Annotated in this window: 12 protein-coding genes; 1 reads left to right on the top strand and 11 read right to left on the bottom strand. The window is 30.1% G+C overall.

Annotated features, from left to right (window positions below):
* Entirely contained in the window at positions 1-621 is a 621-nt protein-coding gene (locus L3B98_RS17530; protein ID WP_015390507.1) for a response regulator, read from the top strand.
* Between the two features lie 15 nt (positions 622-636).
* Here L3B98_RS17530 and L3B98_RS17525 read toward each other — a convergent pair whose 3' ends face one another.
* The 11 genes from L3B98_RS17525 to L3B98_RS17475 all read right to left on the bottom strand — a co-directional run bounded on the left by L3B98_RS17525 (position 637) and on the right by L3B98_RS17475 (position 12,971).
* Positions 637-1,521 carry a glycosyltransferase family 2 protein gene (locus tag L3B98_RS17525; protein WP_015390506.1) on the bottom strand — a complete coding sequence of 295 codons (885 nt, stop codon included), beginning with the start codon at positions 1,519-1,521 and terminating at the stop codon, positions 637-639.
* A 23-nt stretch (positions 1,522-1,544) separates the two neighbouring features.
* Positions 1,545-2,714, bottom strand: coding sequence for a glycosyltransferase family 4 protein (locus L3B98_RS17520; RefSeq protein WP_015390505.1), 1,170 nt, complete (start codon positions 2,712-2,714; stop codon positions 1,545-1,547).
* A 4-nt stretch (positions 2,715-2,718) separates the two neighbouring features.
* Positions 2,719-3,927 carry an oligosaccharide flippase family protein gene (locus L3B98_RS17515; protein WP_015390504.1) on the bottom strand — a complete coding sequence of 403 codons (1,209 nt, stop codon included), beginning with the start codon at positions 3,925-3,927 and terminating at the stop codon, positions 2,719-2,721.
* Complete coding sequence (locus tag L3B98_RS17510) at positions 3,920-5,026, bottom strand: hybrid sensor histidine kinase/response regulator (protein ID WP_015390503.1); 1,107 nt, start codon at positions 5,024-5,026, stop codon at positions 3,920-3,922. The genes L3B98_RS17515 and L3B98_RS17510 overlap by 8 nt, the downstream gene beginning before the upstream one ends.
* Positions 5,027-5,299: 273 nt before the next feature.
* Positions 5,300-6,274: a dipeptide ABC transporter ATP-binding protein gene (locus L3B98_RS17505; protein ID WP_238917693.1), complete on the bottom strand. Its 975-nt coding sequence runs from the start codon at positions 6,272-6,274 to the stop codon at positions 5,300-5,302.
* Positions 6,267-7,244 carry an ABC transporter ATP-binding protein gene (locus L3B98_RS17500; protein WP_077359959.1) on the bottom strand — a complete coding sequence of 326 codons (978 nt, stop codon included), beginning with the start codon at positions 7,242-7,244 and terminating at the stop codon, positions 6,267-6,269. The genes L3B98_RS17505 and L3B98_RS17500 overlap by 8 nt, the downstream gene beginning before the upstream one ends.
* 13 nt (positions 7,245-7,257) lie before the next feature.
* Positions 7,258-8,142 carry a nickel transporter permease gene (gene nikC, locus L3B98_RS17495; protein WP_015390500.1) on the bottom strand — a complete coding sequence of 295 codons (885 nt, stop codon included), beginning with the start codon at positions 8,140-8,142 and terminating at the stop codon, positions 7,258-7,260.
* Positions 8,143-8,157: 15 nt separating this feature from the next.
* Complete coding sequence (locus L3B98_RS17490) at positions 8,158-9,162, bottom strand: ABC transporter permease (RefSeq protein WP_015390499.1); 1,005 nt, start codon at positions 9,160-9,162, stop codon at positions 8,158-8,160.
* Positions 9,163-9,333: 171 nt separating this feature from the next.
* Positions 9,334-10,893 (bottom strand): ABC transporter substrate-binding protein, encoded by a 1,560-nt coding sequence (locus tag L3B98_RS17485; RefSeq protein ID WP_015390498.1) that lies wholly within the window; start codon positions 10,891-10,893, stop codon positions 9,334-9,336.
* Between the two features lie 564 nt (positions 10,894-11,457).
* Positions 11,458-12,381, bottom strand: coding sequence for a hypothetical protein (locus tag L3B98_RS17480; RefSeq protein ID WP_238917692.1), 924 nt, complete (start codon positions 12,379-12,381; stop codon positions 11,458-11,460).
* A 17-nt stretch (positions 12,382-12,398) separates the two neighbouring features.
* The gene (locus L3B98_RS17475) at positions 12,399-12,971 is read right to left on the bottom strand and encodes a sigma-70 family RNA polymerase sigma factor (RefSeq protein WP_015390496.1); all 573 of its coding nucleotides are present in this window, start codon (positions 12,969-12,971) and stop codon (positions 12,399-12,401) included.
* Between the last annotated feature and the right edge of the window lie 193 nt (positions 12,972-13,164).

Here is a 13,164-nt window from a genome sequence, read left to right as displayed (position 1 = left end):
ATGAGCAACAAGCATGCAGTACTTTTTGTTGATGATCAAAAAGATATATTAATATTAATCGAGCGAATATTAAAAAATGAAGATTATACAAAGTTTTTTGCAAATGGTCCAAAGGAAGCTTTAGATATTCTAGAAAAAGAATCTATTGATGTTATCGTAACAGATATGTTAATGCCTGATATAGGCGGTCTTCAATTTCTTGAAATTCTAAAATTAAAATATCCAAGTATTGTTAGAGTTGTACTTTCTGGTTATGCTCAAGTTCCATTTATCGTCGAAGCCATTAATAAAGGAGATATCTTTAGATATATTACAAAACCTTGGAAAGTAACTGATAACGGAAAAATGATTATACGTGATGCAATACAATATTCAGATTACATAAAAAGATATGGCACTTATTATAAACCAATTTCAGGATTTTCCTTTACTGAAGAAAACATTAAAGATATAATGAGCAGTTATAACAAAGAATTTTTTATAACTGTCGATGATAAGCTTGTATTAAAATCAGATACAATTACCGAATTAGTAATAAATGAAGAAATAGCTGAAAAAGAACTTATTCTTTATAATAAACATAAAATTAATAATGATTCATATATCTACATAAAGAAATAATCTGTAAATTACAGATTATTTCTTTATTACTTTTGATTTAATTATTTCTATAACTCCTATAAAGGATAAGATTACATACATATAAATCATCCCTAGGGTTAACAATGGACTTTTTATATATTTCTTAAGATTTTCTTTTCTATACAATACAGGTCTAAAAAAATACCACCTTGAAAGTGTCTTCTTCAAGCCGCCTTCTTCACTCTCAATTGTCTTATTCATGACACTAAAATAATATTTCTTTTTCTGAACAATTCCTTTCAATGTTGCTTTTTTCTCATTATGGTGAATTTGCGTAAATATTGCTCGCTTTATTATTCCTCCATTTTCAATATACCTTATGGTAGGCTGTGTTTCCTCGAAAGAAATTTGATTTATATTAATTCCTCCTGTTGAATCATATTCCTTTATTCTCCAAAACCTTGCTGCTTCAACAGAATTACTTCCAATATCCTCACCTGCATTATTTATAATATTTCGCTCAAAAACTTTAACCTTTGAATAAAAATTAGTATAATCGGAAAACGAAATTTCTGGAACAATAAGCCCTCCAACCTTTTCATTTTTATCAAAGAAATCAATACAATCTTTTATAAGATTATCTTTAAGAATCATATCTGAATCAATTATGTAAATGTAATCTGAATTTAATTCCTTTGCCATTTCTATTGCCTTAAACCTTGCTATTCCTCTCTCTCCATGTGGAAGAGGAATAACTTTAAAATTATTATAGCCTTTTGCCGCTTCGTTCATCTTATCTATAGTATTATCAGTAGAACCATCATCAGCAACTATCACAAACAAATCCTCATAATTTTGACAAAGACAGCTTTTTAAACATTTTACTACATAGTCTGAACTATTATATGTTGAAAAGATTATAGAAACTCTCTTACTCATAATTTATTGCCTCCCTGTCTTATTTATATTATATCATCTATAAATTTATCAAAGCTTTTTGCCGTTTCATCCCAATGAAACTTAAGTGAATATTCATATGCACTTTCTATATGTTTTTCATAATCTTTTTTATCTTCTATAACTGCTTTCATATTAGTATAAATATTTTGAACATTATTTTCTTCACATAGATATCCCGCATTTCCATAATCTACAGCATCAACTATTCCTGGGGAATTATATACTATGCTAGGTGTACCTACTGCCGCTGCTTCAGTTACAATAAGTCCCCAGCCTTCTCTTTGTGATGGGAATATAAGTGCATGCGACTTACTCATTAACTCCAGTTTTCTTTCCTCACTCACGAAGCCAAACAACGTTACGTCCTTATTGTCTCCTTCTCCACCATATGTAATATTTCCTTCTTTAAAAATTGGCTTAAGATTTCTTTCAATATAGCTTTCATTCTTCTTCCCTACAATATAAAGCTTAGCTTTTGGATATTCTTTTTTTATTTGCGCAAATGCAAGTACACAGGCATCAATTCCTTTATAATTAACGAATCTTCCAACATAAATAAATGTTGGACATTCTTCTTTCTCTTTAAATTCTTCTTTCTTCCAATGTGTAAACTCTATTCCTTCTGGAAGTATCCTCACTTTATCAATATTAAATCCAATCTTTATCAAATCTTTCTTTGTAGATTCTGAAACTGTCATAGTATAATCATTTTTAGAAAGTTTTAAAAAAGGAGTTTCTGTAATATACCCAATTGCGCTTACTGGGAATTTTGCATTCATGAACCATATTTCTCTAGTGAGCTGATGAATAAAAAATATTCTTTTTTTAGCTTCAACCCAAAACTTTGTAAAAAACCTATGAGTATTACATTGATCAACTACAAAATTAATATTCTCCTCATTAGCTTTATAATATTTTCTAGCATCCCCTATAACAGAAAATGCATTTCCGCTTCTAATATAAGTAATATTATCAATGTTTTCAATTTCTTTCCCACCTTGAAAGCTTGGAGAAAAATGTATAATTCTATATTTATCAAAGTTTATTCTTTTTAACATTTCATGTGTATAAACCTCTGCTCCACCTTTCTTTGGTGCCTTTATATCTCTCCACGAAAGAAATAGCAAAGTTATTTTTTCACTCTTTTCTAGCTTATAGTCATTTATATCCACAAGATTATCTCCTTTCAACTTTAAATTGGATTAATAAAATTGTCATTAAAGAAAAATAAAAAATCGATTCAATTATAAAAATACTTTGGATATTACTATGAAAAATTGTAATAAGAATTGTAATAAGAATTGCTCCAATAAATAGAATCCATAAATATCTTGTTCTTTCTAAAATAACATTTATATTTATTATTAAAAAAGTATATATCATAAAAATATATGGTACAACACCCATCCAAAGGTAATCTCTAGCTTCCTTATATATAGCTCCAAAAAACATCTCAACAGTGTATGGCGCCACTAATTTATAAAAAATCACTGTCCCAATACTCAAAACTAAAATTAAAGCAAATAACTTTCTTACTTTATTATCGAATTCCGCTTTATTATTTAAGCTGTTGCTTAGCATAGTTACAAATACAGTCATTATACTTAAAGATACAAATTGAAGAACTTGACTATATTTCAATACTACTGCATATATACCTGATTCCTTTGGCAAATAAAAATTAACCATTATCATATCAATAGAAGTAAAAAAATAAAAGAAAAAATTTGCTATTATGACTTTTACGATTTTTAAGTAATGCTCTTTTATTGTTATCTCTTTAAAACTACTTCTATTTATTTTAAACTTAGTCCTATTCTTTATTAATCCATATATTAATGATATTGTCATTCCTACAAGAATTGAAATTAAAATAACCTCAACATTACGGAATAACCTTATCGCCACCAATATGAATAGCATTTTGGAAATTACCTCTATATAAAAACTTTTATTTAAATTAAAAAATTCCTCTGAACCTTGAAATATACCTCTCGAAATACTTAAAAGTATATTCACAAGTGAAATTATCATTATAAGGATAATTGCTGAATAACTTCCTCTCGTAAACCCATGAATAAGAGGACTAGTGATTAATAAAATTGCAAATACTACACTCATATAAAATATTGAAGTTTTAAATATTCCCTCAATATTAACCTCCTTCAGCTTACCTTTAGCAACTTCTTTTGCAGTGTAAGTTTGAAATGCAATTCCTACGACTAAAATAATTGCTAAAAATGAAAGTAATGAGTTCAATACACCATAATTTTCAGGTATCAAATACCAACTAATGAAAATTTGAAAGAAATAATTCAATCCATTTAGTGCTATATCAAAAACAGGAAAAAGCATTGCTTGATATTTTTTTACTCTATTACTCATCTTGATTCACCATATATTGGGGAACTGTAAATGAAAAACAGCTACCTTTTCCATATTCACTCTCAACAAAAATACTCCCACCATTTCTTTCAACAAATTCTTTACATAGTATAAGTCCAAGACCTGTTCCTTCCTCTTTTTGAGTCCCTTTTGTACTAAAATTCGAACCTATATTAAACAGTTTTTCTATGTTTTCTTGCTGCATTCCTACTCCATTATCCTCTACAGAGATTAAAATCAAATCCCCATCATTATAAGCTGAAACAATAATTTCTCCATTATCATAGGTAAATTTAATAGCATTAGAAATAAGATTCCTAATAACAGTATTTAACATATTATAATCTGCAAATACTTTAATCTCCTCTTTAATCAGCATTTTAATATTTATATTTTTTTTCTTTGCATTTAATGAAAGAAGTGTAACACTTGTATCTATTACTTCTGCTAAATTTAATGCCGAAGGCTTGTACTCAATCTTATTACCTTGAAGCCTTGACCATTGAAGTATATCTTCTAATAACTGACATACCTTTTCTGAATTTTTTAATATTCTTATCGAAAAATCATTTACTTCATCAATATCAAATTGATCAATATTTTGTACTAACTCCTCAGCTAATCCTCTAATTGCTCCAATTGGATTCTTTAAATCATGACCTATTATAGAAAAGAATTTATCTTTTGTTGCATTTGTCTCCTCCAATTTTTTTCTTGTATGTTGCAACTCTAATTGTACTCTGATTCGAGATAATAATTCTTTTTCATTAAATGGCTTTGTGATAAAATCTACCGCGCCATCATCTAATGCTTTTACTACACTGTTGCTATCACCTCTGGCTGTCAAAAAAATAATTGGTATATCTTTTGTATTTTTGTTCTGCTTAAGTACTTTATTGACTTTATAACCATCCATTTCCGGCATAACTACATCTAAAAGAATTAAATCGTATTTATTATTCCTTAATTCAATAATAGCTCTTATGCCTGAATTAACACTATGGATCTCGTATCCAGCATGTTCAAGTATATTGGTTACAATTCTAATGTTGAACAAAGCATCATCAACAATCAAAATTTTTCCATTACTGTTACCCATATCATTTTTCCGTTCCCTTACATTAAATTTTATTTAATCAAAATTTGGATAATTTTAACTCCTCCAGCGTTATCCTCTTATATGTATATCGACATTTTTATATATTACTTTACATTTTTTCATATGAACATCTCAAATGGATACTTATGGAATGTAGTTTTTTGTACTTTTTGCACTTTTACTCAAAATAGCTGTAAAACACATTTTTTTACAACAAAAAAACTGCTTATAAACTACAATTGAAATTCTAATTTATAAGCAGTTTCTAATAATTTATTTATTATACAAGTGACACGCTACCTTATGGCCTGATTCTAATTCAACTAATAGCGGCTCTGTCTGTTTACATATATCCATACATTTTGAGCATCTAGTATGAAATCTACATCCTGCTGGTGGATTTATTGGACTTGGTACATCACCAGTTAAAATAATCCTCTCTTTTTTCTTCTCTGGATTAGGAATTGGTATTGCTGAAAGTAATGCCTGTGTATATGGATGCATTGGCGTTGAGTACAACTTATCTACCTCTGCAAGTTCAACCAACTTGCCAAGATACATTACACCTACTCTATCACTTATATGTTTAACAACATTTAATCCATGAGCTATAAAAAGATACGTAAAACCTAAATCTTTTTGAAGGTCATCCAAAAGATTTAATATTTGGGCTTGAATTGATACATCAAGAGCTGAAACAGCCTCATCACAAACAATAAGTTTAGGATTCACTGAAATAGCACGAGCTATCCCAACCCTTTGTCTTTGTCCACCACTGAATTCATGTGGGTATCTGTCCTTATGATATGAAGCAAGTCCAACTTGACTTAAAAGAGTATCAAGTTTTTTTTCTAATTCATCACCACTTGCAATACCATTAATTCTCATAGGCTCTCTTATTATATCTCCAATTGTCATTCTAGGATTTAAAGAAGCATATGGATCTTGGAATATAATTTGTATATTCTTACTTATATCTTTTCTATTTCTTTTGCGAACAGTATGCACTTCTTTTCCTTCAAATAATATTTCTCCAGAGGTAGAATCGAGTAATGTCACTAAAAGTCTTCCCATAGTCGACTTACCACAACCAGATTCTCCAACTATACCTAAAGTTTCTCCTTTATAGATATCAAAAGTAACATCGTCAACCGCTTGAACGTAAGCAGGTTTTTGGAAAAAGCCTGAAGATCCAACAGGAAAATATTTTTTTAAATTTTTTATTTCCATTAATTTTTCCTTATCCATTTGCTTTATCCTCCTCTTCATATAAGAAACAACGAACTTCTCTACCATTTAAATTATATAACGGAGGTTGTTCTTTTTTGCATTTTTCCATACAATCTGGACATCTATCTCTAAAAGCACAGCCTGAAGGTAAGTTCAAAGGATTCGGAACAGTACCAGGTATGATAAATAATCTTTCAGCCTCTTCATCTATTTTAGGAATCGAATTAAGAAGTCCCTTAGTATAAGGATGCCTTGGATTACCGAATAGTTCTTTAACTTCAGCTTTTTCAACCACTCTTCCGCAATACATTACAACAACCTTGTCTGCTACCTCTGCTACAACCCCTAAGTCATGAGTTATAAGAAGAATAGCTGTTCCCAACTTTTCTTTTAAATCAAGCATAAGATCAAGAATTTGAGCTTGTATTGTAACGTCTAATGCAGTTGTAGGTTCATCGGCAATTAAAAGTTCTGGATTACAACTAAGAGCCATAGCTATCATAACTCTCTGCCTCATACCACCACTTAGTTGATGAGGATAGTTGTTAACTCTCGTTTCTGGTGATGGTATTCCAACCAATCTTAACATCTCGATTGATCTATTTTTTGCTTCAGCTTTGCTCACTTTATCATGCTTAATAATAGCTTCTGAAATTTGCCTTCCTATTGTAAATACTGGATTCAAAGAGGTCATAGGCTCTTGAAATATCATAGAGAGCATTTTACCACGCATCTCTTGCATTTCTTTTTCCGATTTATCCAATAAATTTTCACCCTTAAATGACACTTCTCCAGTAACACTTGTTTTTGTAGTTTTTGAATGAAGTCTCATTACCGAAAGCGATGTAACACTTTTTCCACTACCTGATTCTCCAACAATTGCTACAACTTCACCTTTATCTACACTAAAATCAACACCATTTACAGCACAAACAGTTCCTTTTTTAGTTTTAAATTCTGTCTTTAAGTTCTTTATTTCAAGTAACATAATCTATCCCTCCTTAAGCGTTTAGCTTAGGATCAAGTGCATCTCTAAGCCCATCCCCGAGTAAGTTAAATGCAAGTACAGTAATTGTAATAGCAAGACCTGGGAATAAAATTATGTGTGGTGCGTTAAAGAAATAAGTTCTACCTGAACCAAGCATTGTTCCCCATTCAGCATATGGTGGCTGAACTCCAAGTCCCAAAAAGCCTAATGCTGAAGCATCTAAGATTGCACCTGAAATTCCAAGTGTTGCACGAACAATTATTGGCGATAAGATATTTGGAAGTACATGTTTAAAAATTATAACAAAATCATTATTTCCAATTGCCTTCGCTGCTTGTACATATTCACTTTCTCTTACTGATAACACACAACCACGTACTATACGTGCATATTCAGGAATAGTAACTATACTAATTGCAATAACAGCTTTATCAATTCCTCTACCTAAAGCTGCCATAAATGCAATTGCAAGTAATAATGATGGGAATGCCAAAATTATATCCATAATTCTCATTAAGAACATATCAAGCCTTCCTCCAAAATATCCACAAATTGAACCAACTACAGTTCCAATTGATAAAGCAATAGCTACTGCAACTATACCAACTCTAAGTGAAATTTTAGTACCATCGATTACCCTTGAAAAAATATCTCTTCCTTGTTCATCTGTTCCAAAAAAATGTGAAGCTGATGGAGTTTGAAGTGAACTTGATAGTTCACCAGTATTAGGATCATAAGGCATTATAAAACTTCCTAAAATAGCAACTAGCACTATTACTACAATAACAATTAATCCAACAAGTGCAGCTCTATTTGAAATGACTAATCCCATAAATTTCTTAAATCTTTTCAATAATGATTTTTTTTCTTCTTGATAATTTAAATTGATCGTCTCCATAAAATGCCTCCATCTTTAAGAATATTTAATACGAGGATCTATAAATGCATAAAGTAAATCAACAAATAAATTTACTAAAACAAATATAATAGCCATTATCATAACAGCCCCTTGTACCACAGGATAATCTGACTTTAAAATAGCATCAATTGTATAGCTTCCTATTCCTGGCCACGAAAAAACTGCTTCCGTTAAAACAGCCCCTCCAAGCAAAGATCCTAATTGGAGTCCAATAACAGTTGCTACTGGGATTAAAGCATTTCTTAAACCGTGACCTTTTATAACTATTTTTTCAGCTAATCCTTTAGATCTTGCAGTTCTAATGTAATCTTGTCCTAAAACTTCAAGCATAGTAGAACGTGTCATACGAGCAATAATCGCAGTAGAATATGATGAAAGTGCTATCACAGGTAACACTAAGTGTTCTAAAGAATCAATAAAAGCAGCTATATTACCTGAAATCAAGCTATCTAGAAGATAAAGTCCAGTAATCTTATCTGGCTCTAACCCTATAGTTGCTCTACCTGATACAGGAAACCATCCCAATACTACTGAAAATAAAACTATCAATAGTAATCCAAGCCAAAATATAGGCATAGATACCCCAACTAAAGATGTCCCCATACAAAGATAATCTAAAATCGAATTTTGCTTTACAGCTGAAATAACTCCAAGTGTTATACCTACAATAGATGCTACTATTATAGAAAGTATTGCAAGTTCGATAGTTGCAGGAAATCTTGAGAAAATCTCAGTAGCCACAGAACTTTTAGTTATAAGAGATGTACCAAAATCTCCTGTAATAATACCACCTATAAATTTAAAGTACTGAACATACAAAGGATCATTTAATCCTAATTGCTGTCTCAAAGCATCTATTTGTTCTTGGCTAGCATGCTGACCTAAAATTATTGACGTAGGATCTGTTGAAAATACATGCATTATTAAAAATACTAGGATTGAAACTCCAATAACTACTGGTATTAACAATAATAATCTCTTTATAAAATACTTAAACATAACCTCACCTCTTTGAATATGTATTGGGTACATTCAAAAATATCAAGTTATGCACGCATAAAATCTCTTCTGATGAAAAATATTATACATCGCATCTTAAATTGATTATTTTGTTTCATGTACCTTAATTGGAAAGCTCCGACTTCTGCCGGAGCTTAGTTAAAGTAATAATTATTCTTTATCAACCTTTTGGAAGAAAACTGAACCTGTTGGATGAACACTGAAATTCTTAACCTTTGCTGATGAAGCTGCCATTGATTTAGCATATGAAATGTTAACCCATGGTGCCTCTTTTGCAAGTATATCTTGAAGTTGTCCATATATTGCGTTTCTAGCATCCCCATTTGGTGTAGCTTTACCTTGTGCTAAAAGTTTATCAACTTCTGGATTTGTGTATCTAGCAACATTTAAACTTGAAGCAATTTCTTTACTATCAACTAATGATAAGAAGTTATCTGCATCTCCATTATCACCATTCCATCCATAGAATTTAATATCGCCTTCACCTTGCTTAGTTTTATCTTTATATTCAGTCCATTGATATACATCAATTGTTGCAGTAATACCAACTTTGCTTAAATAATTTTGTACCGCTTCTGCTAATTTTTGTCCACCAACAGAGTTATAAGGTCTTGGATTAGAATAAGTAATCATCTTAATTTTAAGATTTTCTTTTCCTAAATCTTTAAGCATTTGTTTAGCTTTTTCTGGATTATATTCGTATGCTGCTACATCCTTATATCCAGCAATAAAATTAGGTAACATAGTTTTTGCAGGATCTGCATAACCTTGATATAAATATTGAACTAATTCATTACGATTAATTGCATAAGATACAGCTTCTCTTACCTTTGGATCATTAAATGGAGCTCTGTCACAATCAAAAGCCATATAATTTATATTCATTCCAGGTTTAGAGAATATATTCATACCCTTTTCTTTTAATTTATCAACATCACTTGGATCTAATCCATCCATTGCATCAATTGCACCAGTCATAAGTTCACTAGCTCTTACTGAATTTTCTTTATCAATCTTGATTACTACTTTATCAAGTTTTGCTTTTTCGCCCCAGTAATCATTATTCTTTTCAAGAGTTACTTTTGATCCCTTTTCCCAAGAAACAAATTTAAATGGTCCAGTACCAACTGGTGCCTCATTTAAATTACCCTTATTTTTTTCAAGAGCAGTTGGACTTACAATTGGAGCTGCAAGTGTCATTGCAAGATTTGCTAAAAATGGTGTATTAGCAGACTCAAGTGTAAATTTAACTGTATTTGCATCAACTGCTTCAACCTTTTTAACTCCATTAAAAGTAAATGAAGCATAAGGCATATCATCTGTTGCATTTGGAGGTAATTGACGACTTACTGATTTAACAACTGCATCTGCATTAAAATCAGTTCCATCATGGAATTTAACTCCTTTTCTAAGATGGAAAGTATACTCTTTGCCATCTGCACTAATATCCCATTTTTCTGCTAAGCATGGTTCAACGCTTGTATTATCATCCCCGTATTTAACTAAGCCTTCATATATATTACACATAACTTTAGCTGACTCTCCATCGTCAACAAAAGCTGGATCAAGACCTCTTGGATCTGCTCCTTGCGCAAATATAAAGGTTTTTGCTGCTGCCGTCTTAGCTGCTTGTCCACTACCTCCGCATCCTACAAGAGCGGTTGCAGCAAGCACCCCAGCAAGCACACATGCTAATATTCTTTTTTTCATATTATTTTATCCCCCTTTTTATTTTTTAATTATTGCATTAATCTAATATGATTTAGTATTACAAATTATTGTTTTAATAAATCATTTTAGTTTATTAACATTAACTAATCCCCAATTTATATCCTACTATTTCAATAGGTATTATATACTTTTTAATATAAATTACATTTTAAATCTTGTCAATAAATTTATTTTATGTAATTATCATTATTTTTTTCATAATTATTCCTATACAAAAAGGAAAAGTAAATTAAAAGTTTTAATAAAAAAACTCTTAGTTTATTCTTCCCCATTGAAGCATTAATTTATTTAACGAATCTGTTAACAAAACCATTAATCTTTTACAAGTATAGCATATTTTTTAACGCTTGTATATTAAAATTTTAATATTTTAATATAATTATTAATAATTTAAAATTTTATTATCGAGTAATATTTCTATTTTTATATTTTATCTATTTCAAAAAACAACTTCAAATAATAATACTATTAAATATAAATATCATTTAACAAAAAATAACTGAGTAGTATTCTATATGCCATAAAATACTACTCAGTTATCTTTTACAATACTTTAATATATTCTGATACAAATTCTTTAATTTCATTAATTTTTGAAAGATCTTTTCCAACGTATATATAATATTTTACACCGTCATATTCCCATTCCATATTATATTTAGTCACAATATCAACAGGCTTACTTTCCATGTCTGTCCTACTAACTCCATTTCCAACCTCTTTCATATTGTACTCAGGTTGTGATTCTTTTATAATTTTACATACAATATCATCAATAGTAATTTCTTGCTCAATATTCTCATTATCTTCTTTTGAATCCTCATTTTCTTTCATCAAAGTCAACCAAAATTCATTGCCTTGCCCATCTGTATATTTTGAGTCCACATTTCCGATTAACTTATATTTCTTATTAAGTTTTTTATAAGCGGTATCATCATATACAGCCTTTATTAATTCATGCATTATACTATCTATCTCTTTATATTTTACGTTTTCAACTCTTATCCTAGCATATGGCACTCTAACTTCATCATTTTCCTTTGAATAAATATATTTACCAAACTTTTCAGGTAAGTTAACTTTAAAACCAAATCTTCTCTCTATATCACTCTTATTTTCATCATCTATTGGTATAGGTGCACTATAAACTGGAATTTTTGTCTCTTGTGAATTCTCTACAACATTCCCATATTTATCTGGATAAAATATTGTTTTTAACATCTCCTCTGCAGCAACCCTTGCTCCTGATGAAAATGTAAAAACACCTAAAATGCTAAGTGTGATGAGACATGCAGGCACTAGTGCAACTTTCTTCATATGTTTTATATTAATTTTTTCTTTCTTGCACATTTCTTTCTCCTTCTTATTCCAAGCCTCATTAAAAATATCTCTTGAAGGCTCGATATAAGATATATTATCATCTATTGCAGACTTTATAACATTATCTAAATTATCATTATTCCTCATTTTAATTACACTCCCTTCTATTTAACTATTCGCACTCCATGCTCATTTTCCATACAGTTTCCTAATTGCTTTCTCAAGGCTGCCCGCGCATAAAATAGTCTTGATTTTATCGTAGCCTTGAAACAGCCTGTAACCTTTGAAATTTCTTCTATTGACATATCATTATAGTAATAAAGAATGACAACTGTTTTTAAATTTTCACTTAAATCATTAATTGCATTTTCCATTACACTTTTCATTTCATAATTATCAATTACATTCCTTTTCCCTTGGTTTTCATCACAAAACAACTCTTCATTTTCTGATGTTATTTCCAATGGAACCAGCTCTGATTGTTTTTTTAACATTTTCCATCCTGTACGAATAAGAATTCTAAAGAACCATACTTTAAACGCCTGTGGTTCTTTAAGTTTGTGTATTTCTATAAAACATTTCATATATGTTTCTTGAAGTATATCTTCCGCAATCCCTTTATTTCCTGCCAAAAAATGAACAGTTGCTAATGCCTTTTTTTCAACAGTCTGTAAAAGTTCACGGAAGGCTTCTTTTTCTCCCTGCTTACAACGCATTATTATTTCTTCTATCTCCATTCTTGCACCTCTTTTCTTCTTTGGAGCTCCTATAATATAAGAGCACTAATTTATACAAAAGGTTTTGTTAATATTATTTTTTCTTCTTTTATATAGATATCCAATTTAAGAATCAAACTTATAAATGGAATATACATACATCATTGAGAAATTATAATCGTAACACTACACTAGAAATTAAATACATTTTTCT

Source organism: Clostridium sp. YIM B02555, from assembly GCF_022320955.1.
Lineage (GTDB): Bacteria > Bacillota > Clostridia > Clostridiales > Clostridiaceae > Clostridium > Clostridium saccharoperbutylacetonicum.
This window is presented reverse-complemented; position numbering and strand designations above follow the sequence as displayed.

Excerpts from the sequence above, each read along its gene's own strand:
- L3B98_RS17490 (WP_015390499.1), bottom strand. The coding sequence starts at position 9,162 with ATGTTTAAGTATTTTATAAAGAGATTATTATTGTTAATACCAGTAGTT.
- nikC (WP_015390500.1), bottom strand. The coding sequence starts at position 8,142 with ATGGAGACGATCAATTTAAATTATCAAGAAGAAAAAAAATCATTATTG.
- L3B98_RS17515 (WP_015390504.1), bottom strand. The coding sequence starts at position 3,927 with ATGAGTAATAGAGTAAAAAAATATCAAGCAATGCTTTTTCCTGTTTTT.
- L3B98_RS17485 (WP_015390498.1), bottom strand. The coding sequence starts at position 10,893 with ATGAAAAAAAGAATATTAGCATGTGTGCTTGCTGGGGTGCTTGCTGCA.
- L3B98_RS17525 (WP_015390506.1), bottom strand. The coding sequence starts at position 1,521 with ATGAGTAAGAGAGTTTCTATAATCTTTTCAACATATAATAGTTCAGAC.
- L3B98_RS17505 (WP_238917693.1), bottom strand. The coding sequence starts at position 6,274 with ATGGATAAGGAAAAATTAATGGAAATAAAAAATTTAAAAAAATATTTT.
- L3B98_RS17530 (WP_015390507.1), top strand. The coding sequence starts at position 1 with ATGAGCAACAAGCATGCAGTACTTTTTGTTGATGATCAAAAAGATATA.
- L3B98_RS17510 (WP_015390503.1), bottom strand. The coding sequence starts at position 5,026 with ATGGGTAACAGTAATGGAAAAATTTTGATTGTTGATGATGCTTTGTTC.
- L3B98_RS17480 (WP_238917692.1), bottom strand. The coding sequence starts at position 12,381 with ATGAGGAATAATGATAATTTAGATAATGTTATAAAGTCTGCAATAGAT.
- L3B98_RS17500 (WP_077359959.1), bottom strand. The coding sequence starts at position 7,244 with ATGTTACTTGAAATAAAGAACTTAAAGACAGAATTTAAAACTAAAAAA.
- L3B98_RS17475 (WP_015390496.1), bottom strand. The coding sequence starts at position 12,971 with ATGGAGATAGAAGAAATAATAATGCGTTGTAAGCAGGGAGAAAAAGAA.